Genomic DNA, 25,887 nt, shown 5'->3' on the forward strand with positions numbered 1-25,887 from the left:
GCACACCCATGGGTCCGACCATCCGAAGACGCCGCTGGGCCGCGCTGCTCGGCGCGACCGCGCTCGCGGTCTCCGCGGGCGGCGCGCTGGCCTGTCCGGCCGGCGCCGCCACGAACGTGGACTTCGCCACGCACTGCATCCCGCCCGCCGTAGCCGGCATCCCGCCGATCGACGGCACCACCACCGCCACCGTCGCGGTGGACAACGCCAGTCCGAAGGTCGGTGACACCGTCACCGTCACCTACACCGTCGTCAAGCCCGCCGCCAGCAACCCCACCGCCATCGCCCTGCCGGCCGACATCATGACGCCCACCGGCAAGGTCACCCTGGGCGGCGCCCAGACCGGTGACGTCACCGTCGCCGGCCCCAAGAAGAACGACCCGGTGCCGGGCAACGGCGCCTTCCCGTCGTTCTCCATGACCGGCACCTTCAAGGTCACCGCGCCCGGCTCGATCACGCTCTCGCCGGGCGACTACAACATCCACACCAGCTACATCCTCGAGCTGGACACCCCGTGCACGGTGACCAACCCGCCCGCACCGGTCTCCGAGACGGTCACCGCGACGGATGCCAATCCCGCCAACAACCGGGCCATGTCGCTGAGTTCGGCCTCCGGGAACGCGGGGGACAGCGTCACGGTCAACGGCAGCAACTTCACGCCGGGTGCGGCCGTCACGCTCGCCGGGCGTGCCGGTGACAGCCAGACCGCGGACACGGCCACCGTCACCGCGGGCACCGACGGCGCCTTCAGCGGCTCCCTCGTCGTGAGCGACAGGACGACGACGGGTGTGGTGGCGTACGAGGGAAGCGCGTGGAGCGCGGGCAAGGGCGCCGGGCCCGCCGCCTACGTCGTCAACGACAACACCCCTGTCCCCGACGGGAGTCAGAAGCTGACGACCACGGTCAAGGCCGGCACGCTGTCCATGTCCCAGGCCGGGGACTCCGTCGCCCTGTCGGCGGTCGACTTCGGCAAGGGCGGGGCCTCGACCGGCGCCCTGAACTCCGTCACCGTCAAGGACTTCCGCGGCGGACCCGCGGGCTGGTCCCTGACCGGCAAGGTCACCGACTTCACCGGTCCCGGCGCCAAGATCGATGCCGGGAAGCTGAGTTGGACCCCCGCCTGCACCACCAAGGCGGGCAGCCCGAGCACCTGCCGGGCCGGTTCGGCGGGCACCGTGGGCAGTTCGGGGGCGACGCTCGCGTCCACCCCCGACGGCACGCTCACCGGCGGCGAGTTCACCGCGGACGCAGGACTCTCCCTGGACGTCCCGGCGTTCACGCCTCCGGGCTCGTACGCGGGCGTGCTCACCCTCACGCTCACCTGACCGCACGGGCGCCCGCACCCGCCCGTCCAACTCCTCGCTGTGGGGGGTCCGCACCCATGCGCAAGCCGTACGCCCTCGTCCTCGGCCTTCTCCTCGCCGCCTTCTCCGCCCTCGCCGCACCCGCGCACGCCGCCGACAACGGCAGCTGGTCCGTCTACCCGGCGTCCTCGCAGATCGCCGCGCGCCCGTACTTCTACCTCTCCGCCGATCCCGGGACGACCGTCGAGGACAAGGTGGTCGTCGCCAACAAGACCGGGAAGTCGCTGAGTTTCCGGCTGTACGCGGCGGACGCCTACAACACCGCACGGGACGGCGGGTTCGCCGTGAAGACCATGGCCGAGAAGCAGCGCGGCGTCGGCGCCTGGGCGAAGCCCGCCAAGTCCCGGGTCACCGTCCCCGCGCACGGCAAGGTCACCGTGCCCTTCACGCTGCATGTACCCGAGGGCGCCGAACCGGGCGACCACCCGGGTGCGTTGGTGGCGCTGGACGAACGCGTCGACAAGGGCTCCGGCTCACTCGCCCTCGGTGTGCAACGGGCCGTCGGCGCCCGCGTCTACCTCCGCGTCAGCGGGCCGGCCGTCCCCGCGATCGCCGTCGAGAACGTCCACGTCGTCCACCACCAGCCCCTCGTGCCCGGCCTCGGCGACAGCACGGCGACGATCTCCTACACCCTCCACAACACCGGCAACGTCACCCTGAACCCCAAGGTGGAGCTGCGCGCGGAGGGCCTGTTCGGCCGCATCCTGCTCGCCCGCGACCTGACCCGCATCCCCGCCGAACTGCTCCCGGGCCAGCGGGTGAAGCTCACCGAGCCATGGCGGGGAGCACCCCAACTCGACTGGGGCGACGTGAGGTTGACGGCGAGCGCACCGCACACCCGGGAGTCGGCGAGCGCGTCGTTCTTCGCCCTGCCGTGGGTGGTGGCCGTGGTCCTGCTCGTGGTGGTGGTCGTGGGGGTCGTTCTCGTGGTCAGAGGGCGTCGGGACCGCGTTCGCCCGTCCGGACCCGTACGACCGTCTCGACCGGCATGGCCCACACCTTCCCGTCCCCGATCTTCCCCGTCTGCGCGGCCTTGACGATCGCGTCGATCACGGGCTCGGAGTCCGCGTCCTCGACGACGACCTCGATCCGCACCTTGGGGACCAGGTCGATCTGGTACTCGGCGCCGCGGTACACCTCGGTGTGCCCGCGCTGCCGGCCGAACCCACTGGCCTCGGTCACGGTCAGGCCGTGCACACCGAGCTCCCGCAGGGCGGTCTTCACCTCGTCGAGGCGGTAGGGCTTGACGATCGCGGTGATGAGCTTCATGCCTGGCTTCTGACCTTCTGGGCGGCGGAGAGGACGGAGGACGAGACCGGGGCGCCGTGGCCCAGGACGCCGTGATCGTATGCCGTCTCGGCGTGCACCGTAAGGTCCAGGCCGCCCTGCTCGTGCTCCTCGCTCGCCCGGAAGCCCATCGTCCTGTCGATGACCTTGCCGATGCCGTACGTGACCAGGAAGGCGTACGCGGCCACGGCCACGGCGCCGACCAGCTGCTTGCCCAGCTGGGTGAGGCCGCCGCCGTAGAGGAGGCCCTCGGGGCCGCCGGTCATCGCCTTCTCCGCGAAGACGCCGATCAGCAGGGTGCCGATGATGCCGCCGATGAAGTGGACGCCGACCACGTCGAGCGAGTCGTCGTAGTTGAGCTTGAACTTCCAGCTCACGGCGTACGAGCAGACGACACCGGCGGCGAGGCCGACGACCAGCGCGCCGAGCAGCGAGACCGAGCCGCAGGACGGGGTGATCGCGACCAGGCCCGCGACCGCGCCGGACGCGGCGCCCAGGGTGGTGGGGTGGCCGTCGCGCTTCTGCTCCACGAAGAGCCAGCCGAGCAGGCCGGTGCAGCCGGCGGCGAGGGTGTTGAGGAAGGCGGCCGCGGCGAGTCCGTTGGCGCCGAGGGCCGAGCCCGCGTTGAAGCCGAACCAGCCGAACCACAGCAGGCCCGCGCCCAGCATCACCATGGGCAGGTTGTGCGGGCGCATCGCGTCCTTCTTGAAGCCGAGCCGCGGGCCGAGGACCAGGCAGAGCGCGAGACCCGAGGCGCCGGAGGTGATCTCGACGGGCATGCCGCCGGCGAAGTCGAGCGCGCCGAGCCGGTCCAGCACCCAGCCGCCCGGGCCCCACACCCAGTGCGCGACGGGAACGTATACGAGCAGCGCCCAGACGGGTACGAAGACCAGCCAGGCGGAGAACTTCGCCCGGTCCGCGATCGCGCCGCTGACCAGCGCCGCCGTGATGATCGCGAAGGTGAGCTGGAAAGTCGCGAAGAGGAGGGTGGGGACGGTGCCGTGCAGGCTGGACGGGCCGAGTCCGGCCATCCCCGCCTGCTTCAGGCCGCCGATCAGCCCGCCGCCGACGTCGTCGCCGAAGGCCAGCGAGTAGCCGCCGGCCAGCCAGACCACCGTGACCAGGGCGATCGACACGAAGCTCATCATCAGCATGTTGAGGACGCTCTTCGTGCGGACCATGCCGCCGTAGAAGAGGGCCAGGCCCGGCGTCATCAGCAGGACCAGGGCGGTGGCGGCGAGCAGCCAGGCGGTGTCGCCGGTGTCGGCGTGCTGGGCGGCGAGCGTCACGGGCGTCTCCGTCGCGGTCGGGGCGCGTCCCCTCGGGGCGGGGGCTCGTCAGAGCGTCACCGCCGTGCGTTTCCGGTTGTGCACGGGTGTGTTTCCGTGGTGTTTCGTTGCGTGAGGGTTTCGGAAAGCTCACCGCGGCGGGGGTGCGCGGGACGTGGTACGGCGGTGCCTCGTGGATCAGGGAGAATGAAGGGCATGAGCGTTCGTACCCAGTCATCCGAAGCGTCCGGCGAGACCGTCCACCGGGCCGGCTTCGCCTGCTTCGTCGGCCGCCCCAACGCGGGCAAGTCCACCCTCACGAATGCTCTGGTCGGGCAGAAGGTGGCGATCACCGCGGACCAGCCGCAGACGACGCGGCACACCGTGCGGGGGATCGTGCACCGGGAGGACGCCCAGCTGATCCTGGTCGACACCCCCGGGCTGCACAAGCCGCGGACGCTGCTGGGGCAGCGGCTGAACGACGTCGTGCGCACGACGTGGGCGGAGGTCGACGTGATCGGCTTCTGCCTGCCGGCGAACGAGAAGATCGGCCCCGGTGACCGGTTCATCGCGAAGGAGCTGGCGGGGATCAAGAAGTCCCCGAAGGTCGCGATCGTCACCAAGACCGACCTCGTCGACTCCAAGGCCCTCGCCGAGCAGCTGATCGCGATCGATCAGCTGGGCAAGGAGCTCGGGATCGAGTGGGCGGAGATCGTGCCGGTGTCGGCGGTCGGGGACAAGCAGGTGAACCTGCTCGCGGACCTGCTGATCCCGCTGCTTCCCGAGGGCCCTGCGCTCTACCCCGAGGGCGACCTGACCGACGAGCCGGAGCAGGTCATGGTGGCCGAGCTGATCCGGGAGGCGGCGCTGGAGGGTGTCCGCGACGAGTTGCCGCACTCCATCGCCGTGGTGGTCGAGGAGATGCTGCCGCGCGAGGACCGGCCCGCCGACCGGCCGCTGCTCGACATCCACGCCTACCTGTACATCGAGCGGTCCAGCCAGAAGGGCATCGTCATCGGTCCCAAGGGCAAGCGGCTCAAGGACGTCGGCATCAAGTCCCGCAAGCAGATCGAGGCGCTCCTGGGCACGCCGGTCTTCCTCGACCTGCACGTCAAGGTGGCGAAGGACTGGCAGCGGGATCCGAAGCAGCTGCGGCGTCTGGGTTTCTGAGCCGGGCAGGTCGCGGTTCTCCTGGCACGCCGGCCGCGCGGCGGTAGCCGCGTATTGATGCAGCCTGGACCTGCACGTGAAGGTGGCGAAGGACTGGCAGCGGGATCCGAAGCAGCTACGGCGCCTCGGCTTCTGACGGGGTCAGGTCCTGCAGGCCCACCACCCGCAGCAGTTGCAGCCGCTCGTAGGACTCCGTGCCCGGGCGGGCCGTGTGGACGACCAGCTGCTGGTTGTGGTCGGAGTTGACGAGGACCTCGCAGTCGAGTTCGAGGACGCCGACCATGGGGTGCCGGAAGCGTTTGGTCGAGGCGCGGCGGACGGCGACCTCGTGCTCGTCCCAGAGACGTGCGAACTCCTCGCTCCCGGCCCGTAGTTCGGCGACCAGGGCGGCCGGCTCCGGGTCCGTGGGGCGGGCCGCCGCCACCGCGCGCAGGCTCGCCACCTGCTCGCGGGCGCGCTCCGGGCGGTCCTCGGGCGGGAAGAGCGCCTGGGCCGAGGGGTCCAGGAAGAAGCGGCGGAGCATGTTGCGCTCGCGGGGCGGGCGGGCCAGGAGGTCCCCGCTCAGCGCCCGCGACATCGCGTTCTGCGCCAGTACCTCGCCGCAGTCGGTGACCACCAGTGCCGGGCAGTCGTGCAGCCGGTCCAGGACCAGCAGGAGTCCCGGGCGCACGTGGGTGCTCGTCGCCTCACGGCGTGGCGGTTCCTCGCCGGTCAGGTGGAAGAGATGGTCGCGCTCGTCCTCCGTCAGACGCAGCGCGCGGGCCAGCGCGGTGAGCATCTGGCGGGACGGGCGCGGACCCCGGGACTGCTCGAGGCGCGTGTAGTAGTCCACGGACATGCCGGCCAGCTGGGCCACCTCCTCGCGGCGCAGCCCCGGCGTACGGCGCCGGGCCCCGGCCGTGAGGCCCACGTCGGAGGGGTCCAGGCGGGCGCGGCCGCGGCGCAGGAAGTCGGCGAGTTCGGCTCGGTTCACCTCTCCAGGGTGCGGGAGGCCGGCCGGCTTATCCAGGGACTGCCGATCCCCTGACGCAGAGGTCTCTCCCGGTCGACGTTCCGTGCGCCGAGGCTGGTCACCAAGACAGGTGACAGAGCGTGTGAGGAGCACATCATGCTGACGTTGGTGACCGGGACGACGGGACAGGTCGGGCGGCGCTTCGTGCCGCGGCTGCTGGCGCAGCGGCAGCCGGGGGAGCAGGTGCGGGTCCTGGTGCGGGACGCGGCCCGCGGTGAGCGTTTCGCGGAGCTGGGCGCCCAGGTGGCCGTAGGGGACATGCGGGACGAGGAGGCGCTCGGCAAGGCCCTTGCAGGGGTGGACGCCGTCGTGAACGTCGCCGCCTCCTTCCGCGGGGTGCCGGACGAGGAGGCGTGGGCCGTGAACCGGGACGCGGCGGTGGCGCTGGGCCGGGCCGCGCAGACCGCGGGCGTGGAGCGGTTCGTGCAGGTCAGTACGGGCAACGTGTACGGGACCGGGCGGGGCCGCCCGCTGACCGAGGAGGACGAGAGCCGGCCCGGCGGCCTGATGTGGGGCGCCTACCCGGAGTCCAAGGCCGAGGCCGAGCGTGAACTGCTCGCGATGGAGGGCCTGGACGTACGGATCGGACGGCTCCCCTTCGTCTACGGCGAGGGCGACCCGCACCTCGCCAACGCCCTGCACTGGGCCCCGAACTGGGCCCCGCACCAGCGTCTGCAGATGGCGCATCACGCGGATGTCGCGCAGGGCCTGCTGCGGCTGCTGTACACGCCGGGCATCGAAGGCCGGATCTACAACGTCGCCGACGACGCCCCCGTCACGACGGTCGAGCTGTACCGGCTCAACGGCGTCGAGGTGCCCGCCGGGCTGTACGAGAACACGGACCCCGACCCGTGGTTCGGGATCATGTCCACCCTGCGGATCCGCCGGGAACTCGGCTTCCGGCCCATCTACCCGAGCGTCTGGACGGCCCGGGACGCCGGCGCCCTGTAGCAGGCGAGGGGCGTCACTCCACGCCCCTGATCCGCCCGACCAGCACCGCCCCCGCCAGCCCGATCACGGCCGCCACCAGGTACAGCACCCGGTAGCCGCCGAGGTACGTCACGATCGGCGCGGCGAGGGCGGGCGCCGCGACCTGGGGCAGCGCGTTGGCCACGTTGATCACGCCCAGGTCCTTGCCGCGGTCCAGCGCCTTCGGCAGCACGTCGGTCATCAGCGCGAAGTCGACCGAGGTGAACACCCCGAAGCCGACCCCGAGGACCGCCGCCGCGACGATCGCGCCGGGCCAGGTCTGCCAGCTCGCCAGGGCCGCCGTCGCCACCGCCATCAGCACGCCGGACCAGATCACGAACGGCTTGCGGCGTCCCGAGCGGTCCGACCACACGCCGCCGACGACGACCGTGGCGAGCAGGGTCACGCCGTTCACGGCGGTCAGGATCAGCACGCCCTCGTCCGGATCGCCGTAGTGCAGGCGGTCCCGCAGGTAGTACAGGAGGTACAGCAGGACGAGCGCGTTGCTGAGGTTGATCAGGAAGCGGGTCAGCCAGGCCCAGCCCAGGTCCGGATGGCGGCGCGGGCTCAGCCAGAACCCGGCCAGGAAGCCCCGCCACGACCAGGGCGGCCGGTCCTCCTCCGCCAGCCGCAGGTCCTCGTACCGGACGACGTACGGCAGCACACCGACCGCCGTGAACACCGCGCAGGCGGCGTACCCGGCCCCGACACCGCCGGCCACCGTCGCGAGACCCGTCCCGCCGACCACCCCGAGGATCTGGGCCGCCCCCAACCAGCCGCCCACCGAGCCCCGTTGGAGCCGCGGCACCCGGTCCGGCACCGCCGCCGTCACCGCCGCGAACGCCGCGTTCAGGGTCAGCTGGACCAGGCACCAGCCCGCCGCCATCGTCCACACGCCGTCCGCGCCCGCGAGCAGCAGCAGCGACAGGGCGCCGCCCGCGGCCCCGGCCACGATCCAGGGCGTACGGCGGCCCCGGCGGGAGACGGTCCGGTCCGAGAGCGCGCCGAAGAAGGGGTTGGCGACCAGCGAGACCGCCGCGCCCGCGCCCGTCACCCACGCCAGCATCGTCTCCTTGGACATGCCGGAGCCCGGTGCGAAGTCCTTCGCCTGGGAGGCGAGCAGGATCTGCAGCGGGCCGTACCAGCCCACCCAGATCGCCCCGTTGGCGAGCGAGAGGGACGCCGTCCAGCCTCGTCCGACCCGCTCCACGGGCTCGGCGAGCGCCGCCGGTGCGTCTCGCTCCAGGGAGGTCATCCCTGCGCCCGCAGCACGTCCCGCAACCAGTGGTACGACGCCTTGGGCGTGCGCTTCTGCGTCGCGTAGTCCACGTGCACGAGCCCGAACCGGCGCTCGTAGCCTTCCGCCCACTCGAAGTTGTCCAGCAGCGACCACACGAAGTACCCGCGCACGTCCACGCCCGCCTCCAAGGCCCCGTGCAGCGCGCGGAGATGGCCGTCCAGGTACGCGATCCGCTCCTGGTCGTCGATGCCCTCGTAGCTGCACCCGTTCTCGGTGATGACGACCGGCGGGAGCCGGTCGCCGTAGCGGTCGCGGAAGCCGGTGAGCAGTTCCGTCAGGCCCTCGGGTACGACGGGCCAGCCGAAGTCCGTCACCGGAACGCCCTCGATCTGCCGTACGGAGAAGGGGAGTTCGGCCGGGATGGTGAGGCCGCCGAAGTCGATGTCCTCGCCCTGCGGGGCGCCCACCCGGGTCGGCGCGTAGTAGTTGACGCCGTACCAGTCGATCGGCTCCGCGATGACCTTCAGGTCGGACTCGACGTCGCCCGGCATCAACTCGCCCAGTCCCTCCGGGTACCGGCCCAGCAGCAGCGGGTCGGCGAAGAGGCGGTTGAGCAGCAGGTCGTAGAAGTCCGCCGCCTCCACGTCCGCCTGCTCCCGGGAGGCCGGCCAGGTCGGGCCGTGCGAGTTGGCGATCCCGATGTCCGTGGCGCCGGCCGCGCGCAGGGCCCGTACGGCCAGGCCGTGGGCGAGCAGCTGGTGGTGGGCGACCGGGAGCGCGTCGAACATCAGGTGCCGGCCCGGCGCGTGCGCGCCCAGCGCATGGCCCAACAGGGTGTGTTCCGCGGGCTCGTTGAGGGTGATCCACTTCTGCACCCGGTCGCCGAGCCGCTCGGCCACCACCGACACGTACTCCGCGAACCGCTCCGCCGTGTCCCGCTCCAGCCAGTCCAGCGCGAGGGGCAGGTCCCAGTGGAAGAGGGTCGGGACGGGCCGCACGCCCGCCGCGCACAGCTCGTCCACGAGCCGGTCGTAGAAGTCCAGGCCGCCCTCGAAGCGCACCCGCGGCCAGGAGATCGAGAAGCGGTACGCGTCCACGCCGAGGCCGGCCAGCAGGGCCACGTCCTCGCGGTAGCGGTGGTAGTGGTCGCAGGCCACCGCGGCGGTGGAGCCGTCCTTCACCCGTCCCGGTTCGGCCGTGAAGACGTCCCACACGGACGGCTCCCGCTGGTCCACCGCGCCCTCGATCTGATGGGCCGAGGTCGACACGCCCCACAGGAATCCGGCCGGGAAACGGGGTATCGGGTTCGCCGCGTCGAACGGTTCAGTCGCCATGCGCGGATCATCCGTACCACCGGTAACGGAAGTCAACGCCCGCGCATGGACGACCTGTTACGAGCTCAGGCTCCCTCCTTCAGCACCCTGGAGATCAGCGTCCGCTGCTCCTCGGTGAGCTGGGGATCCGCGGTGTAGAACGTCCTGCCGTCCACGGTGATCTCGTAGCTGAACCCGTCCGGGACGCCGGCGGGCGGCGTGCTGTGCCCGCCGGTCACGGCCTGCTCGGCCAGGGTGTGCCACTCCTCGGCGTCGGGCCGCCCCGAGGTGTCGACCTCGGCCTGCCGCTCGATGCCGGCGAATCCACCCGTGCGCCTTACTCGAATACGCATGGGTCCGTGTCTAGTACGGAACTACGAGGTTCGCACCCCGACCTGTTCCCAGGCCTTGAGGACGGCCTGAAGTTCGTCTCCTTCGTTGAAGCGGGCCTTGGCCGCCGCGACCGTGAGCTTCGCGAAGTCCACGAACAGGGCGTCCTTCTTTAGCTCGCCGCCCGTCAGGACGTCGTACCAGACCTGTCCCGCCTTCTCCCAGGCGTTGCCGCCGAGCGCGGTCGCGGCCAGGTAGAAGGCGTGGTTGGGGATGCCGGAGTTGATGTGGACGCCGCCGTTGTCGCGGCCGGTGCGCACGAAGTCGTCCATGGTCGCGGGTTGCGGGTCCTTGCCGAGGACGTCGTCGTCGTACGCCGTGCCCGGCGCCTTCATGGAGCGCAGCGCCTTGCCGGTGACGCGCGGGGCGAGGAGCCCTGCGCCGATCAGCCAGTCGGCCTCGGCGGCGGTCTGGCCGAGCGTGTACTGCTTGATCAGCGAGCCGAAGACGTCGGACAGCGACTCGTTGAGGGCGCCGGGCTGGCCGAAGTACGTGAGGTTGGCCGTGTACTGCGTGACGCCGTGCGTGAGTTCGTGGCCGATGACGTCGATCGGGATGGTGAAGTCGAGGAAGATCTCGCCGTCACCGTCGCCGAACACCATCTGCTCGCCGTTCCAGAAGGCGTTGTTGTAGTCGTTGTCGAAGTGCACCGACGCGTTGAGCGGCAGGCCGTCGCCGTTGATGGAGTGGCGCTCGTACGCCTTCAGGTACAGCTCGAAGGTGGCGCCGAGGCCCGCGTAGGCGCGGTTGACGGTGGCGTCCTTGCCCGGGTCCGAGCCCTCCGAGCGGACCTTCCTCCCCGGCAGGTCCGTGTGGTGGCGGGCGTCGTAGATCGTGCGGTGCGGCTGGTCGGTCGCCGCGCCGGCGGGCGGGGCGACGGTCGGAGCGCCGATGACCGTGGTCAGCCGGCGGTGGGTGCGCTCGTAGGCGTCGCGCTCGAGTGTCCTGCGCGCGGCCGTGGCGAGTGCCGGGTCCTCGTGCTGGGCCAGCTTGTCGAGGATGTGCGGAGGTACGACGGTGCAGAAGACGGGCTCGAAGCCCCCGTTGGTCTTCGTCATGCCGGGAACCATTGCACTGAGTTATGTCCGTGTCACTACCCGCAACCATGATTGGTGAAATATGGGGACAGCATCGTGCACGCTCTGTGACGGAGTGGTATGGCGCACGTTTTGCCCCTTTTGGCGTCCGGGTCCCGCATACTGATACGGCGCCCCGCATCCGAAGGGGCTCGGCTAGCATGCGGAGCATCATGCGTTTCGGGCTGCTTCTTCTTAGCTGCCGCGGCGAGGGCCTGTAGTCCAGGTCGACTCCCTCCCCGCGGAGCTTCGCGTTGCGTCGTCGGCCGTCCTTCCGGACACCTCGAGGAGCCCCGCAATCATGGCCAACCGCCAGCAGCCCAGCACCATGCCGATCCACAAGTACGGCCGCTACGAGCAGGTCGGCATCCCGGACCGCACCTGGCCGAACCAGCGGATCACCGTCGCCCCCCGCTGGCTCTCCACGGACCTGCGTGACGGCAACCAGGCACTGATCGACCCGATGTCGCCCGAGCGCAAGCGCCGGATGTTCGACCAGCTGGTCAAGATGGGCTACAAGGAGATCGAGGTCGGCTTCCCCGCCTCCGGCCAGACCGACTTCGACTTCGTGCGCTCCATCGTCGAGGAGGACGGCGCGATCCCGGACGACGTCACCATCTCCGTACTGACCCAGGCCCGCGAGGACCTGATCGAGCGGACCGTGGAGTCGCTGAAGGGCGCCCGGCGCGCCAACGTCCACCTGTACAACGCCACCGCCCCGGTCTTCCGCCGGGTCGTCTTCCGCGGCTCCAAGGACGACATCAAGCAGATCGCCGTCGACGGCACGCGCCTGGTGATGGAGTACGCCGAGAAGCTGCTGGGCCCCGAGGCTGATGGCACGGCGTTTGGCTACCAGTACAGCCCGGAGATCTTCACCGACACCGAGCTGGACTTCGCGCTGGAGGTCTGCGAGGCGGTCATGGACGTCTACCAGCCGGGCCCGGGCCGCGAGATCATCCTCAACCTGCCCGCCACGGTGGAGCGTTCGACGCCCTCCACGCACGCGGACCGCTTCGAGTGGATGCACCGCAACCTGTCGCGCCGCGAGCACGTCGTGCTCTCGGTCCACCCGCACAACGACCGCGGCACCGCCGTCGCCGCCGCCGAGCTGGCCGTGATGGCCGGCGCCGACCGCGTCGAGGGCTGCCTGTTCGGGCAGGGCGAGCGCACCGGCAACGTCGACCTGGTCACCCTGGGCATGAACCTGTTCTCGCAGGGCGTCGACCCGCAGATCGACTTCTCCGACATCGACGAGATCCGTCGTACGTGGGAGTACTGCAACCAGATGGAGGTCCACCCGCGCCACCCGTACGTGGGCGACCTGGTCTACACGTCCTTCTCCGGCTCCCACCAGGACGCCATCAAGAAGGGCTTCGACGCGATGGAGGCCGACGCGGCCGCCAAGGGCGTCACCGTCGACGACATCGAGTGGGCCGTCCCGTACCTGCCGATCGACCCCAAGGACGTCGGCCGCTCCTACGAGGCCGTCATCCGCGTCAACTCGCAGTCCGGCAAGGGCGGTATCGCCTACGTCCTGAAGAACGACCACAAGCTGGACCTGCCGCGCCGGATGCAGATCGAGTTCTCGAAGCTGATCCAGGCCAAGACGGACGCCGAGGGCGGCGAGATCACCGGCTCCGACATCTGGTCGGTCTTCCAGGACGAGTACCTGCCGAACCCGCAGAACCCCTGGGGTCGGATCCAGGTCAAGAACGGCCAGTCGACCACCGACACCGACGGTGTGGACACCCTCAAGGTGGAGGCCACCGTCGACGGCACCGACACCGTCCTGGCCGGCTCCGGCAACGGTCCGATCTCGGCCTTCTTCGACGCCCTGCAGTCCATCGGCATCGACGTACGCCTGCTGGACTACCAGGAGCACACGATGAGCGAGGGCGCCTCCGCGCAGGCCGCCTCCTACATCGAGTGCGCGATCGACGGCAAGGTTCTGTGGGGGATCGGGATCGACGCGAACACGACGCGTGCGTCGCTGAAGGCGGTCGTCTCCGCCGTCAACCGAGCCGCTCGCTGACCCTTTTGACCGGGCCTTTTCGGCGCCCCGACCGCTGTGCGCAGCGGTCGGGGCGCCGTCGTTTATCGGCCATCTGTTCGTGGAGGTCACGGAAAGGTCTCGTCCGGGGTACTGACTAGGACTCGAGGATGTGGCTAACATCACGCCAGCGCGGCGATGGGGCCGCGGGGTGAGGAGGTGCGACGTGCTGCCAGTACGGGGACGAAACGGCCAAGCCGCCAGGCCTGCGCGTTTGCTGGGCACCCGCACCGCGTGGACGCCCGTCGGAGACGGCGAGTTCTTCTGCCCCGGGTGCGGCGGCGACCGCAACTACCAGCGCCTGACGGGCCACCGGCGCTTCATCGTCCTGGGCGTGCCCGTGCTGCCGCGCGGCGAGACCGCGCCGGTCGTCGAATGCGCCTCCTGCCGTCGCCACTTCGGCACCGAGGCCCTCGACCACCCGACCACCACCCGCTTCTCCGCGATGCTGCGCGACGCCGTGCACACGGTCGCCCTGGCGGTGCTGACCGCGGGCGGCACCTGTTCGCGCACCGCCCTGGAGGCCGCCGCCGGCACGGTTCGCGCGGCCGGCTTCGACGACTGCACCGAGGAGCAGCTCAGCGCCCTCGTCGAGGCGCTGGCCGCGGACACCGGCCGGGTCTACGGCGAGCCCTGCGGCGCCGGGCTCGCCATCGAACTGCACGAGGCGCTGGACCCGCTGGCCCCGCACCTGGCCGCCGTCGGCCGCGAGTCGATCCTGCTCCAGGGCGCCCGCATCGCCCTGGCCGACGGCCCTTACACGCCCGCCGAGCGGGACGCCCTGAGCACCGTGGGCGCGGCGCTCACGATCTGCGCGGACGACGTGACGCGGCTGCTGGCGGCGGCGCGTACACCGTCCTGATACTCCCGCGGGAGTAATGCCGTCGCGAGGCCGCCCGCGGCAGTAGTGCCCAACTCGCCCGCACGCCCGACGAAGCCGCCCCCGTGTGCCGGGAGTCTGGAGACGACCCAGACATCCCGACCGGAGGGAGGCCCGTCCATGGGGGCCGCAAGGACGCGAACAGGGGGCCGGCGTGCCGTGCCCTGGGTGGTGCTCGGCCTGTGGCTGGCGGCGCTGGTGCTCGCCGGACCGTTCGCCGGGAAGTTCGGCGACGTGCAGCAGAACCGGTCCGTCGACTATCTGCCCGACAGCGCCGACTCCACCCAAGTGGCCCGTGTCCAGGACGAGTTGCCGGGCGGGCAGGCCACCGACCTAGTGCTCGTCTACCACCGCGAGGGCGGCCTCACCGCGGCCGACCGGCACAAGGCGGGCGCGCAGGTCGCCGAGATCGGGGCGAAGTACCGGCTGACCGGGACCCCGAAGGCCGTCCCGTCGCGCGACGGCGCCACGCTCATGTACCCGGTCTCCAGCACCACGCCCGGCCAGGACGACAAGGCGCGGAACGCCTTCGTCGACGGCGTGCGGGACATCGCGAACGGCGGTGCGGGGCTCAGCGCCGAGGTCGGCGGGCCCGGCGGTCTGAACACCGACATGAGCAAGGTGTTCGGCTCGGTCGACGGCACCCTGCTCTACGCCACCCTCGGCGTCGTCACCGCCCTGCTGATCCTCATCTACCGCAGCCCCTTCCTGTGGCTGGTGCCGCTCGCCTCCGCCGGGGTCGCCGCCGGCATGGCGATGGCCGCCGCGTACGGCCTCCACGAGGGCTTCGGCGTCACCATCACCGGCCAGAGCGGCGGCGTGATGACGGTCCTCGTGCTCGGCGCGGGCACCGACTACGCCCTGCTGCTCATCTCCCGCTACCGCGAGGAGCTACGCCGCCACGAGCGGCCGTACGACGCCATGCGCGCCGCACTCAAGGGCTGCGGGCCCGCGGTCCTCGCCTCCTCCGGCACCGTGGCCGCCGGACTGCTCTGCCTGCTCGCCGCCGACCTCAACAGCAGCCGCGGCATGGGCCCGGTCGGCATGGTGGGCGTGCTCGCCGCGCTCGTCGCGATGCTCACCCTGCTGCCCGCCCTGCTGGTCCTCCTCGGCCGCCGCGTCTTCTGGCCGATGATCCCGGCGTTCGGCAGCACGCCGAAGGTACGGCGGTCGCTGTTCGCGGCGATGGGCAGCTCCGCCACGCGCCGCCCCGCCGCCGTGCTCACCCTCGGGGCCGTCGTCCTCGGTGCGCTCGCCCTGGGCGTGCTCAACCTGCCCGGCACGCTCAAGCAGGAGGACTCCTTCACCGAGAAGCCCGAGTCGATCTCCGCGACCCAGACCCTGGCCCGCGCCTACCCCGGGCGCAGCAGCCAGCCGATCACCGTCATCGCCCCCACCGGGACGGCCGACGCCGTCCTCGCCAAGGCCCGTACGACCGACGGGGTCGCGCAGGCGGCGTCCGGGCGCAGCGGCTCCGGCTGGACGGAGATCACCGTCTTCGCCACCGCCGCCCCCGAGTCGCCGGGCGAGACGAGGACCATCGAGGCCCTGCGCGCCGGGCTCGACGACACCTACGGCACCTACGTCGGCGGCCCCAGCGCGCAGCAGCTCGACCTGGCCGACAGCCAGACCCGGGACCGCGAGGTGGTCGTGCCGCTCGTGCTCGCCGCCGTGTTCGTGATCCTCGTAGGGCTGCTGCGCAGTCTCGTGGCACCGCTGATGCTGCTCGTCGCGGTGGTCGCGGTGTGGGGCGCGGCGCTCGGGATCGGCGGGCTGGTGTTCGGGCCGGTGCTCGGCTTCGGCGGCACCGACTCCGGGCTCGGCCTGCTGTCCTTCGTCTTCCTGGTGGCACTCGGCGTCGACTACGGCATCTTCCTCATGCACCGCATGCGGGAGGAGTCCCTGGCGGGTGCCGAACCGCAGACCGCGGCGCTGACCGCGCTGCGCACCACCGGCGGGGTCATCGCCTCCGCGGGCGTCGTGCTGGCCGCGACCTTCGCCGTGCTGACGACGCTGCCTCTGGTGGGGCTGGTCGAGCTCGGCTTCGTGATCGCGGTGGGCGTGCTGCTGGACACCTTCCTGGTGCGGACGTACCTGGTGACGACGGCGAGCGTGCTGCTGGGCCGCAAGGTGTGGTGGCCGGGCCGGCTGTCGCGCGAACCGGAGCGGGTGCGGGCACCGCGCCAGCCGGAACCCGTGTGAAGCTGAACACCGTGGAGCACACGACAGCGGCGGCGGCGCGGAGTCCGCGACGGGGCGAGCGGATCATGGCCGCGATCAACCGCGACCCCCGCACCGCCCCGCACGGCACCCGAAACGACGTGATCCTCGCGACGGCGCTCGCCGTCGTCGCGGTGTGCATGGCGCTCTTCACCGACCCGGCCCGCCGCCCCGACGCGGCGGGCTGGGTGCTGCTGCTCGCCTGCTACGTGCCGCTGGTGTGGCGGCGCCGCCATCCGCTGCTCACGCTCACCGCGGTGGCCCTGGTGGTGATGCCGTACCACGCCCTCGGCAACAACCCCTTCCCGCCGACCCCCGCCTCCTACGTCGCCCTCTACACGGTCGCCGTCACCCAGCGCCCCCTGCGCACGGTCCTGACCGGTGCCGCCGCCCTCTGCGTCGCGGTGACCGCGATGCTCACCATCAACACGCACCAGGCCATCGAACTCCTGCGCACCTCCGGCTGGATCATCGCCACCCTGTTCTTCGGCGTCGACGTCCGCTACTACCGCCAGTACGTCGCCGGCATCGTGGAACGCGCCGAACGCGCCGAACGCACCCGCGAGGAGGAGGCCCGCCGCCGGGTCGCCGAGGAACGGCTGCGCATCGCCCGCGACCTGCACGATCTGCTCGCCCACACCATCACGCTCATCGGCGTCCAGACGTCCGTCGCCGCGCACGTCCTGGCCGCCGACCCCGAGCGCCTCGACCGCGAGACGATCGCCAAGGCGCTGGACGAGATCGCGGAGACCTGCCGCACCGCGCGCGGCGAGCTGCGCACCACCCTGGAGGTGCTGCGCGCCGCCGAGCACGGCGAGGGCCGCGGCCCGCTGCCCGGCCTCGACGGCCTGCCCGACCTGGTGGAGGCGGCCCGGCTCGCGGGCGCGCGCGTCGAGCAGTCGGTACGGGTGCGGCAGGCGCCGCCCGCCGTCGGCGCCGCCGCCTACCGGATCGTGCAGGAGGCGCTGACCAACGCGGTACGGCACGCGGGGCCCGAACCCGCCGTACAGGTCGAGCTGTACGAGCGGGACGGCGCCCTGCGCCTGTCCGTCACCGACGACGGCACCGGGCCCACGCCGGGCGGCACACCCGGCTTCGGGCTCGTGGGGATGCGGGAGAGGGCCCGCAGCGTGGGTGGCACACTCGACGCCGGACCGCGGGCCGAGGGCGGTTTCGAAGTGAGCGCCGTACTGCCGCTGACGACCGCTGTGGAGGGGACCCGATGACGATCCGCGTGCTGCTCGCCGACGACCAGACGCTGGTGCGGGCCGCGTTCGCCATGCTGGTCGAGTCGGCGCGGGACATGGAGGTCGTCGGGCAGGCCGGCACCGGCCGGGAGGCCGTGGCGCTGGCCCGCAGCGAGCGCGCCGACCTGGTGGTGATGGACCTGCGCATGCCGGACCTGGACGGCATCGAGGCGACCCGCCTCATCGCCGCCGACGAGGACCTGACGGCGGTGCGGGTGCTGGTCCTCACCACCTACGACACCGACGAGCACATCGTGGAGGCGCTGCGCGCGGGCGCCTCCGGGTTCCTCGTCAAGGACACCCGTCCGGCCGAACTCCTCGACGCCATCCGCACGGTGGCCGCAGGGGAGGCGCTGCTCTCCCCGGGCCCCACGGGGCGGCTGATCGAGCGGTTCCTGCGCAGCCCGTCGGCGCCCGCGACGGGCGGCCCCGAATGCCTCTCCGACCGGGAGCGCGAGGTGCTGACGCTGCTGGCGCGCGGGCTCAACAACGCGGAGATCGCGGAGGCGTTGGGCCTCAGCCCGCTGACGGCGAAGACCCATGTCAGCCGGATCATGGGGAAGCTGGGGGCGCGGGACCGGGCGCAGCTCGTCATCGTCGCCTACGAGTCGGGACTGGTGACTCCGGGAACGCTCTGACGGTGACCTTCCTGAGCCGCACCCTCCTCGCCGCCACCGTGCTCCTCACGCCGCTCACCGCCCTCACGCCCGCCTCCGCCGCCACGGGCTGCACCTCGTCCCTGCCCTACGCGTCGGGCCAGGACGGCTACGACACCTTCCGCATCCCGGCGGCCGTCACCACCGGACGAGGAACGGTCCTCGCCTTCGCCGAGGGCCGTCACAACAGTGTCGGCGACACCGGGCACATCGACGTCGTCCTGCGCCGCTCCGGCGACGGCGGCTGCACCTGGGGCCCGCTCCAGGTGGTGGCCGCCGGGAACGGCGACACCCGGGGCAACCCCGCGCCCGTCGTCGACCCGCGCACCGGCGAGGTCGTCCTCGTCACGTCCTACAACAGCGGTGCTGTGACCGAGGCGCAGATCATGCGGGGCGAGGTGACACCGGAGCAGAGCAGACGGGTGTTCGTGCAGCGCAGCCGGGACGACGGGCGGCACTTCACGGCGCCGCGGGACATCACCGCCGAGGTGAAGCCGCCGGGCTGGCGCTGGTACGCGACGGGACCGGGCCACGCGGTCGCGCTGACCCGCGGCCCCCACGCGGGGCGCCTGGTCGTCCCGGCCAACCACTCCGCGGCCCCGCCCGCCGGTTCTCCCGACACCGGCCAGGAGGCCAGGTACTACGGCGCGCACGCCGTCTACAGCGACGACGGCGGCCGCACCTGGCGGCTGGGCTTCGTCGACGACTCCTACGACGGCGTGGACAACGCCAACGAGTCCACTGCCACCCAACTACCCGACGGACGCCTCTACTTCAGCTCCCGCGACCAGAACGGCACAAGCGCCGGCAACCGTCTCGACACCTACTCCAGCGACGGCGGGGAGTCCCTCGACCGCCCCTACGCCGTGCAGCCCACGCTCGACGACGTCCCGGTGGTCGAGGGCAGCGTCCTCCAACTCCGGGGCATGGACGCACCGTTGCTCTTCTCCGGCCCGTCCGTGCCGACCGCCCGCCGGGCGATGGCGATCTGGCGCAGCACCGACGGCGGCTCGACCTTCACCAAGGCCCTGACGCTCTCGCAGCAGCCGGCCGCCTACTCCGACCTGGTGCAGGTCGGCCGTCGCACGGCGGGGATCCTGTACGAGACGGGGACGACCGGGACGTACGACACGATCGAGTTCCGGCGGCTGCCGGTGGACGACTTCGACCGCTAGAGCAGCCCCGCCGCGGCGAGGAACTTGCCGACCTGCCCGACCTCGTCCGGCGACAGCGGCACCTGGGGTTCCGCGGTCGCCGGGCAGTCGATGACGCCGCGCAGGTGCAGGGCCGCCTTGAAGGCGCCGAGGGCCGAGGAGCCGCCACCCATGCGGGCCGGGCCGCCGACGCCGACCAGCCCGAACAGGGCGCACAGCCGCTCCTGTTCGGCCCGTGCCTGCTCCTGGTCGCCCGCCCGGCACAGGCGGTCCAGGCGGACGTAGCCGTGCGGGTCGACGTTGGCGAGGCCGGGGACCGAGCCGTCGGCACCGAGCGCGAGGGCCACGTCGACGAGCAGCTCCGAGCCGGTCAGGACGCTGAAGCCGGAGAGGTGGCGCGCACCGGTGACGACCTCGCGGAAGGCGGCCAGGTCGCCGCTGGAGTCCTTCAGGCCCGCGAGCACTCCGTCGGCGGCCAGGTCCAGGACGACGTCCGCGGGCAGCTTGGTGTGCACGGCGACCGGGATGTCGTACGCGATCACCGGCACCGGGGACGCGGCCGCGACCAGGCGGAAGTGGCGGGCGATCTCGGCCGGATGGGTACGGGCGTAGAAGGGCGCCGTCACCACCACCGCGTCCGCGCCCGCCGCCGTCACCGACGCCACGTGGTCCAGCACCCTCGGCGTCGTCATGTCGATCGCCCCGGCGAGCACCGGCACCCGCCCGGCCACATGGCCGGTCACCGCCTCCACCACCAGCCGGCGCTGCGCGTCGCGCAGATACGCCGCCTCCGAGGAGGACCCCAGCACGAACAGCCCGTGCACCCCGCCCGCCAGCAGGTGGTCGACCAGCCTGAGCAGGGAGGCGACGTCCACCTCGCGGTCCGGTGTCAGGGGTGTGCAGACGGGCGGGACGACACCGGTGAGCGGGGCGGGGAAGGTCATGAGGGCTCCGATGGGTGGTTCTGGCGTACGAGGTCGCGGGTCGAGACGTCCTCCTGGACAGGATGGTGGCAGCGGAAGCGGTGGTCCGCGCCCGACGCGGCCGAGAAATCGGGCATGTCCGCCGCGCACACCTCGTCCGCCTTCCAGCAGCGGGTGCGGAACGGGCATCCGCTGGGCGGACGCGTCGCCGAGGGGACCGGACCGGTCAGCGGGATCGGGTCGATGGGGTCGAGCAGACCGGGGGTCGCCGAGAACAGGGCGCGGGTGTACGGGTGCCGGGCGCGCTCGGTGACCTCCGCGGCCGGGGACTCCTCGACGATCCGGCCCAGGTACATGGTGATCACGCGGTCGCTCATCCGCCGTACCGTCTGGATGTCGTGCGAGACGAACACCAGCGCCAGGCCCAGGCGTTCCTTCAGATCCAGCAGCAGATTGAGGATCTGGGCGCGCACCGACACGTCCAGGGCGCTGGTGGGCTCGTCCGCCACCACCAGACCGGGGTCGAGGGCCAGTGCCCGGGCGATCGCCACGCGCTGCCGCTGGCCGCCCGAGAGCTGTCCGGGCAGGGCGTCGGTGAGGGCCCGGGGGAGGCCGACGAGGGACATCAACTCCCGTACCCGGGCGTCCCGTCGGGCCTTCGCGCCCCGGTCGTGCACGTCCAGCGGGTCGCGCAGGATCTGCCGTACGGTCAGCCTCCTGTTCAGGGCCGTCGACGGGTCCTGGAAGATCATGCCGGTGCCGGCGCCGACCGTGGCCCGGCGTTCGGCGGGCGGCATCGACCACAGGTCGCGGCCCTGGAAGGACACCGTGCCGGACGTCGGCCGCACCACGCCCACCAGCACCTTCGCCAGGGTCGACTTGCCGCAGCCGGACTCGCCGACCACGCCGACCGTCTCGCCGGGTGCGACGGCGAGGTCGGCGCCGGTCAGGGCGTACACCCTGTCCCGGGTGAACAGGCCGCCGCTGCGCGCCTTGTGCACGACATGGGCGCCGGACAGCTCGACGATCGCGTTCACTTCACGGCCTCCGACTCAGGCGTCACGAGCTCGGCCGCCGGATGGTGACAGGCCGCCGTGTGCGTGGGCGTGCCCAGCAGGCCGGGCGCCGTGGTGCGGCAGACCTCGGTGGCGAGCGGGCAGCGGTCGGCGAAGCGGCAGCCCGCCGGAAAGTCGGCGGGGGACGGTACGACGCCCTTGATCTGGGTCATCCGCTCGGCCGCCGACTCCAGCGACAGCACGCTGCCGAGCAGCCCGCGCGTGTAGTGGTGGGCCGGTGTCTCCACCAGGTCGGCGGTCACGCCCGTCTCCACGATCTGCCCGCCGTACATCACCACCACCCGGTCGGTGACGTCCGCGATCAGCGCCAGGTCGTGCGAGACGAGGATCAGCGCGAAGCCCAGCTCCTCGCGCAGCCGCAGCAGCAGCTCCATGACCTGCGCCTGCACCGTCACGTCCAGGGCCGTCGTCGGCTCGTCGGCGACGATCAGCTTCGGATCGCGGGACAGCGCCATGGCGATCAGCACGCGCTGGCGCTGGCCGCCGGACAGTTCGTGCGGATAGCTGCGCAGGGTGCGTTCGGGGTCGAGGCCGACCATGGTGAGCAGTTCGGCGGGACTGCGCCGGCCGCCGCGCCGTACGACCTGCTTCAGCTGGGCGCGGATCGTCATGGCCGGGTTGAGGGAGGACAGGGCGTCCTGGTAGATCATCGCCATCTCGTGGCCGAGCAGCCGGCGCCGCATCCGCATCGGCTCGGACAGCAACTCCCGCCCGCCGAACCGGACATGGCCGCGCACCCGGGCGCCCTTGGGCTCCAGGCCCATGACCGTCAGCGCCGTCAGCGACTTCCCGCAGCCCGACTCGCCCACCAGGCCCAGCACTTCACCGGGACGCACCTCGAAGCTGATGCCGTCGACGATGTCCACGCCGTCGTGCCGGCCCTCGAAGCCGATGGCGAGGTTCTCCACCGCGAGCACCGGCTGCCCGCCCTGCGGCAGGGGCCGGGCGCGGGACCGCAGCCGCGCGGCCGCCGCCTCCAGGCCGGGCAGCTGCACCGTCTCGCCGCTGCCGGGCTGCGGGGCCTCGACGGGATCGTCGTCCGCGCGGACGACGACCTCCCGTGCTGCCGGAGCCGCCCACGCGTCCGACACCCCCTCCGACAGGATGTTCAGCGACAGTACGGTCACCAGGATCAGCAGGCCCGGAAACACCGTCGCCCACCAGCCCCCGGTCAGCACCATGTCCTTGCCGTCCGCGATGACACTGCCCCACGACGGGTCCGGAGGACGCACCCCCGCGCCGATGAAGGACAGCGACGCCTCGAAGACGATGGCCTCGGCGACCTGCACGGTGCAGAACACCAGGATCGGAGCGGCGCAGTTGACGGCGACGTGCCGGAGCACGATGTGCGGGGTGCGGGCGCCGATGACCCGTTCCGCCGTCACATAGTCCTCGCCGTACTGGTCGAGGATGTTCGCCCGGACGACCCGTGCGATCGGCGGCATGAACAGGAAGGCGATCGCGCAGATCAGTACGGTGATGCCGCCGCCGAACACGGCGACCAGGACGGCCGCGAGGGCGATGCCGGGGAACGCCATCACCACGTCCAGGCAGCGCATCAGCGTCTCGTCGAGCGCTTTGCGGGAGGTCGCCGCGACCGCGCCGATCAGCGCCCCCACGACCAGCGCGAGGGCCGTCGCGCCGAGGCCGATCGCGAGCGACCAGCGGGCGCCGTACATCAGCCGGCTCAGGATGTCCCGGCCCAGGCTGTCCTGGCCCATCCAGTGCCCGGCCGAGGGGTGCCCGGTGCCGTCGGCGGGCGGCTGCTGGTCGAGCGGGTCGTGCGGGGCGAGCAGGGGCGCGAACACGGCCACCAGGACGACGAGGACCAGGAAGCAGACGGCGGCCTTCGACAGCGGCGGCAGCTTCCGCCGGCCGCGCGGGCGGAGGCCGGGCCGGGACAGCCTCTCGGTGAGGCTCTTGCGCGTGAACTGCGTGAACTGCGAGAACGGCGTGTTCATGCGGTCGCATCCCTCAGCTTCGGGTTGACCAGCAGGTACAGGACGTCGATGACGAGGTTGACCACGACGAAGCCGGTCGCCGTGGTCAGCACGACCCCCTGGACCACGGCCGGGTCGCCGTTCTTCACGGCGTCGATCATCAGCTTGCCCATGCCGGGCAGCGAGAAGATCGTCTCGATGACGACCGCGCCGCCCAGCAGATACCCGACGCGCAGGCCCAGCACGGTCAGCGGGTTGATGAGGGCGTTGCGCAGCACGTTGCGTCCCACGACCACGTGCGGCGGCAGCCCGCTCCCGACCGCCGTGCGGACGTAGTCCTTGTCCAGCTCCTCCACCACCGACGTCCGTACGATGCGCGTCAGTTGGGCCGCGACGGGCAGCGACAGGGCGAGCGCGGGCAGGGTCATCGTCCTCAGCCAGCCGGTGAAGGAGTCGGCCGGGTTGATGTAGCCGCCGGTCGGGAACCAGCCCAGCTCGACCGCCAGGTACTGGATCATCAGCAGCGCCAGCCAGAAGCCGGGGGCGGCCACACCGGTCAGCGAGACGACCCGGATGACCTGGTCGGGCAGCCGGTCGCGGTAGATCGCCGCCGTCACGCCGCCGAGCAGCGCCAGCACCACCGCGACGCCGAGGCCCAGGAAGGTGAGCTGGAGGGTCAGCGGCAGCGCGGTGGTGACCTGGTCGAGCACGGGGGCGCGGGTCAGCGCGCTGGTGCCCATGTCGCCGTGGAGCAGGTCGCCGACGAAGTGGACGTAGCGCACGGGCAGCGGGTCCAGCAGGCCGTTCTGCTCGCGGAAGTCGTGCAGTTGCTGCGGGGTGGGGTTCGCGCCCTGGAAGAACGCGGACGCCGGGTCGACGTCCGAGAAGCGCATCACCAGGAACACGAACAGCACGATGCCGAGCATCAGCGGTACGAGCAGGGCGACGCGGCGGAGCAGAATCCTGACGACGGCGATCACGAAGCGGACTCCCCTGCTCTCAGGCCCACTTGGCCTGGAGGACGTTGATGCCCGGGTAGGGCTGCGCCCTTATGCCGGTGAGCTGCTTCGGGTCCCAGGCGGTGATCAGCTCGTTGTGGACGACCGGGTAGAGCACCGCCTGCTCGGCGACGGTGTCGACGTAGTCCTGGATCATCGCCTTCTTCTTGTCCGGGTCGGGCTCCTGGGTGGCCCGGTCCATGTCCTTGAAGAGCTGCTTGGCGACGGAGTTGCCGGCCCAGCGCGTGTACTGCATCCACAGGTTGGTGGGCCCGTAGTTGTAGTGCATGATCAGGTCGGCGTCGAGGCCGAACTGGTTGGGGTTCGAGGCGGCGGCGACGACCTGGTAGTCCTGCTTCTGGTCCATCTTGGTGAAGACGGCCGTGGTCTCCTGCGGGGCGAGGGTCGTCTGCACGCCGATCGCGTCCCAGGAGGCCTTGATGGTCGGCAGGCAGTCGACGATCCAGCTGACGTTCACGGCCAGGATCTCGATCTTCAGCCCGCTGACCCCGGCCGCCTTCAGCAGCGCCTTCGCCTTCTGGGGGTCGTAGTCGTAGACCGTCTTCGCCCGCCGGTAGGTGGGGTTGGACTCGTTCAGGAACGACGACGACGGCTTGCCGTGGCCCTTCAGCGCGACCTGCACCATCTTCTCGGTGTCGATGGCGTAGTGCAGCGCCTGCCGCACCCGTACGTCGTCGAACGGCTTGTGCTTGGTGTTGAACATCAGGAACAGGTTGTTCATGCCGGCGCCGCCCGCGACCGTCAGCCCCCCGCTCTGGAGCTGCTTGATGTTGGCGTAGGGGATGTTGTCGGAGATCTGCGCGCCCGCGCTGGAGCCGGAGATCTTGGCGACGCGCGGCGCGGCGTCCACGATGGTCAGCCAGTTCATCTTCTTGAAGGCGGGCGGGCGCGGGCCGTTGTAGTCGGCGAACGCCTCGAAGGTGGTGTTCGACTTCGGGTGGTGCGCGCTCTGCCGGTACGGTCCCGAGCCGACCGCCAGACCCTTTATCGCGTCGTCCCAGGCTCCGGGCTTGGAGAACACGTGCTTCGGCATGACCTTCGCCAGGGTGAGCCGCGAGATCCCGTCCGGGAAGGGGAACTTGAGCACCAGCTCGACGTTCTGCGCGTCGATCTTGCGGACCTCCTTCAGCCAGCTGGCGAAGAAGCCCTTGGCGAGCGTCTGCGTCTTCGGGTCGAGGATGCGGTCGAAGACGAACACCACGTCGTCGGCGGTGACGGGCGTGCCGTCGTGGAACTTGGCGCCCGCCCGCAGCGTGAACTTCCAGGACGTGGCGTTCACGTCCTTCGGCAGCTCGGTGGCGAGCGCGGCGTACGGCTTGCGGGAGATCGGGTCGGTGTCGAGCAGGCCCTCGTAGATGTGGTTGTTGCCCGCCATGCAGAAGGCCGACGCGGTCTGGGTGGGGTCCCAGGTGCCGTCGTTGCCGTAGCCGATGACCGCGGTCAGGGTGCGGTCCTTGCCGCTTCCGCCGCCGGTGTCGTTCGTGGACTGGGGCCCGGAGGAGCAGGCCGACAGCGACGCGGAGACGGCGGTGGCCGCACCCATCGCGCCGGTGTACTTCAGGAAGGTCCGGCGATGCACGGTTCCTCCAGCGAGTGAGGAGATACGACGTCCTACGTCCTGCCGTCAGCCGCG

The 25,887-nt window shown here is 71.6% G+C and carries 22 protein-coding genes; 10 read left to right on the plus strand and 12 right to left on the minus strand.

All coding sequences use genetic code 11. From position 1 onward, the window contains the following. Positions 1 to 8 precede the first annotated feature (8 nt). Together ACIBN2_RS11530 and ACIBN2_RS11535 are read left to right on the plus strand one after the other, a co-directional pair. On the plus strand, positions 9 to 1,325 hold the full coding sequence (locus tag ACIBN2_RS11530; protein WP_399134092.1) for a beta-xylosidase: 1,317 nt from the start codon (positions 9 to 11) through the stop codon (positions 1,323 to 1,325). A 56-nt stretch (positions 1,326 to 1,381) separates the two neighbouring features. Continuing rightward, positions 1,382 to 2,401, plus strand: a complete 1,020-nt coding sequence (locus ACIBN2_RS11535; RefSeq protein WP_399134093.1) for a WxL protein peptidoglycan domain-containing protein — start codon at positions 1,382 to 1,384, stop codon at positions 2,399 to 2,401. Here ACIBN2_RS11535 and ACIBN2_RS11540 read toward each other — a convergent pair. Further along, positions 2,295 to 2,633: a P-II family nitrogen regulator gene (locus ACIBN2_RS11540; protein ID WP_399134094.1), complete on the minus strand. Its 339-nt coding sequence runs from the start codon at positions 2,631 to 2,633 to the stop codon at positions 2,295 to 2,297. The genes ACIBN2_RS11535 and ACIBN2_RS11540 overlap by 107 nt on opposite strands. Continuing rightward, on the minus strand, positions 2,630 to 3,940 hold the full coding sequence (locus tag ACIBN2_RS11545) for an ammonium transporter (RefSeq protein WP_399134095.1): 1,311 nt from the start codon (positions 3,938 to 3,940) through the stop codon (positions 2,630 to 2,632). Before ACIBN2_RS11545 ends, ACIBN2_RS11540 begins: the two co-directional genes overlap by 4 nt. 195 nt (positions 3,941 to 4,135) lie before the next feature. On the opposite strand from ACIBN2_RS11545, the gene era reads away from it, so the two are divergent. Beyond that, the gene (gene era / locus ACIBN2_RS11550) at positions 4,136 to 5,089 is read left to right on the plus strand and encodes a GTPase Era (protein ID WP_399134096.1); all 954 of its coding nucleotides are present in this window, start codon (positions 4,136 to 4,138) and stop codon (positions 5,087 to 5,089) included. Between the two features lie 115 nt (positions 5,090 to 5,204). On the opposite strand, the gene ACIBN2_RS11555 is transcribed toward era, so the two are convergent. Next, positions 5,205 to 6,062, minus strand: a complete 858-nt coding sequence (locus ACIBN2_RS11555; RefSeq protein WP_399134097.1) for a helix-turn-helix transcriptional regulator — start codon at positions 6,060 to 6,062, stop codon at positions 5,205 to 5,207. Between the two features lie 135 nt (positions 6,063 to 6,197). Between ACIBN2_RS11555 and ACIBN2_RS11560 the strand changes: the two genes are divergently transcribed. Continuing rightward, the gene (locus ACIBN2_RS11560) at positions 6,198 to 7,052 is read left to right on the plus strand and encodes an NAD-dependent epimerase/dehydratase family protein (RefSeq protein ID WP_399134099.1); all 855 of its coding nucleotides are present in this window, start codon (positions 6,198 to 6,200) and stop codon (positions 7,050 to 7,052) included. A 13-nt stretch (positions 7,053 to 7,065) separates the two neighbouring features. Here the strand turns inward: ACIBN2_RS11560 and ACIBN2_RS11565 are convergent, their stop codons facing one another. The 4 genes from ACIBN2_RS11565 to ACIBN2_RS11580 form a co-directional block, all read right to left on the minus strand. Continuing rightward, positions 7,066 to 8,325 (minus strand): MFS transporter, encoded by a 1,260-nt coding sequence (locus ACIBN2_RS11565; RefSeq protein WP_399134100.1) that lies wholly within the window; start codon positions 8,323 to 8,325, stop codon positions 7,066 to 7,068. Beyond that, a complete protein-coding gene (locus tag ACIBN2_RS11570) occupies positions 8,322 to 9,644 on the minus strand; it encodes a GH1 family beta-glucosidase (protein WP_399134101.1) in 1,323 nt (440 codons plus the stop codon). The genes ACIBN2_RS11565 and ACIBN2_RS11570 overlap by 4 nt, the downstream gene beginning before the upstream one ends. A gap of 65 nt (positions 9,645 to 9,709) precedes the next feature. Further along, a complete protein-coding gene (locus ACIBN2_RS11575) occupies positions 9,710 to 9,976 on the minus strand; it encodes a protealysin inhibitor emfourin (protein WP_399134102.1) in 267 nt (88 codons plus the stop codon). 21 nt (positions 9,977 to 9,997) lie between these two features. After that, positions 9,998 to 11,071: a M4 family metallopeptidase gene (locus ACIBN2_RS11580; protein WP_399134103.1), complete on the minus strand. Its 1,074-nt coding sequence runs from the start codon at positions 11,069 to 11,071 to the stop codon at positions 9,998 to 10,000. Positions 11,072 to 11,390: 319 nt separating this feature from the next. On the opposite strand from ACIBN2_RS11580, the gene leuA reads away from it, so the two are divergent. From leuA to ACIBN2_RS11610, 6 genes are all read left to right on the plus strand, one after another. Next, positions 11,391 to 13,121, plus strand: a complete 1,731-nt coding sequence (gene leuA / locus ACIBN2_RS11585; RefSeq protein ID WP_399134104.1) for a 2-isopropylmalate synthase — start codon at positions 11,391 to 11,393, stop codon at positions 13,119 to 13,121. Between the two features lie 184 nt (positions 13,122 to 13,305). Continuing rightward, positions 13,306 to 14,001 carry a TerB family tellurite resistance protein gene (locus tag ACIBN2_RS11590; RefSeq protein ID WP_399134105.1) on the plus strand — a complete coding sequence of 232 codons (696 nt, stop codon included), beginning with the start codon at positions 13,306 to 13,308 and terminating at the stop codon, positions 13,999 to 14,001. A 138-nt stretch (positions 14,002 to 14,139) separates the two neighbouring features. After that, positions 14,140 to 16,221, plus strand: a complete 2,082-nt coding sequence (locus tag ACIBN2_RS11595; RefSeq protein WP_399134106.1) for an MMPL family transporter — start codon at positions 14,140 to 14,142, stop codon at positions 16,219 to 16,221. A gap of 65 nt (positions 16,222 to 16,286) precedes the next feature. Next, positions 16,287 to 17,465, plus strand: coding sequence for a sensor histidine kinase (locus ACIBN2_RS11600; RefSeq protein ID WP_399134629.1), 1,179 nt, complete (start codon positions 16,287 to 16,289; stop codon positions 17,463 to 17,465). Further along, positions 17,462 to 18,124: a response regulator gene (locus ACIBN2_RS11605; RefSeq protein WP_399134107.1), complete on the plus strand. Its 663-nt coding sequence runs from the start codon at positions 17,462 to 17,464 to the stop codon at positions 18,122 to 18,124. The genes ACIBN2_RS11600 and ACIBN2_RS11605 overlap by 4 nt, the downstream gene beginning before the upstream one ends. A 2-nt stretch (positions 18,125 to 18,126) precedes the next feature. Beyond that, the gene (locus tag ACIBN2_RS11610) at positions 18,127 to 19,317 is read left to right on the plus strand and encodes an exo-alpha-sialidase (protein ID WP_399134108.1); all 1,191 of its coding nucleotides are present in this window, start codon (positions 18,127 to 18,129) and stop codon (positions 19,315 to 19,317) included. Here ACIBN2_RS11610 and ACIBN2_RS11615 read toward each other — a convergent pair. The 5 genes from ACIBN2_RS11615 to ACIBN2_RS11635 are packed head-to-tail and all read right to left on the minus strand — an operon-like array spanning position 19,314 to position 25,833. Then, on the minus strand, positions 19,314 to 20,240 hold the full coding sequence (locus tag ACIBN2_RS11615) for a dihydrodipicolinate synthase family protein (RefSeq protein WP_399134109.1): 927 nt from the start codon (positions 20,238 to 20,240) through the stop codon (positions 19,314 to 19,316). The two genes, ACIBN2_RS11610 and ACIBN2_RS11615, sit on opposite strands and share 4 nt — an antisense overlap. Beyond that, positions 20,237 to 21,256: an oligopeptide/dipeptide ABC transporter ATP-binding protein gene (locus tag ACIBN2_RS11620; RefSeq protein WP_399134111.1), complete on the minus strand. Its 1,020-nt coding sequence runs from the start codon at positions 21,254 to 21,256 to the stop codon at positions 20,237 to 20,239. The genes ACIBN2_RS11615 and ACIBN2_RS11620 overlap by 4 nt, the downstream gene beginning before the upstream one ends. After that, on the minus strand, positions 21,253 to 23,256 hold the full coding sequence (locus ACIBN2_RS11625; protein WP_399134112.1) for a dipeptide/oligopeptide/nickel ABC transporter permease/ATP-binding protein: 2,004 nt from the start codon (positions 23,254 to 23,256) through the stop codon (positions 21,253 to 21,255). The genes ACIBN2_RS11620 and ACIBN2_RS11625 overlap by 4 nt, the downstream gene beginning before the upstream one ends. Beyond that, a complete protein-coding gene (locus ACIBN2_RS11630) occupies positions 23,253 to 24,215 on the minus strand; it encodes an ABC transporter permease (RefSeq protein WP_399134113.1) in 963 nt (320 codons plus the stop codon). The genes ACIBN2_RS11625 and ACIBN2_RS11630 overlap by 4 nt, the downstream gene beginning before the upstream one ends. 19 nt (positions 24,216 to 24,234) lie before the next feature. Further along, a complete protein-coding gene (locus tag ACIBN2_RS11635; protein ID WP_399134114.1) occupies positions 24,235 to 25,833 on the minus strand; it encodes an ABC transporter substrate-binding protein in 1,599 nt (532 codons plus the stop codon). Positions 25,834 to 25,887 lie beyond the last annotated feature (54 nt).

Origin of the sequence: Streptomyces sp. NPDC050534 (genome assembly GCF_044457745.1) — a bacterium.
In the GTDB taxonomy this organism is placed as follows: domain Bacteria; phylum Actinomycetota; class Actinomycetes; order Streptomycetales; family Streptomycetaceae; genus Streptomyces.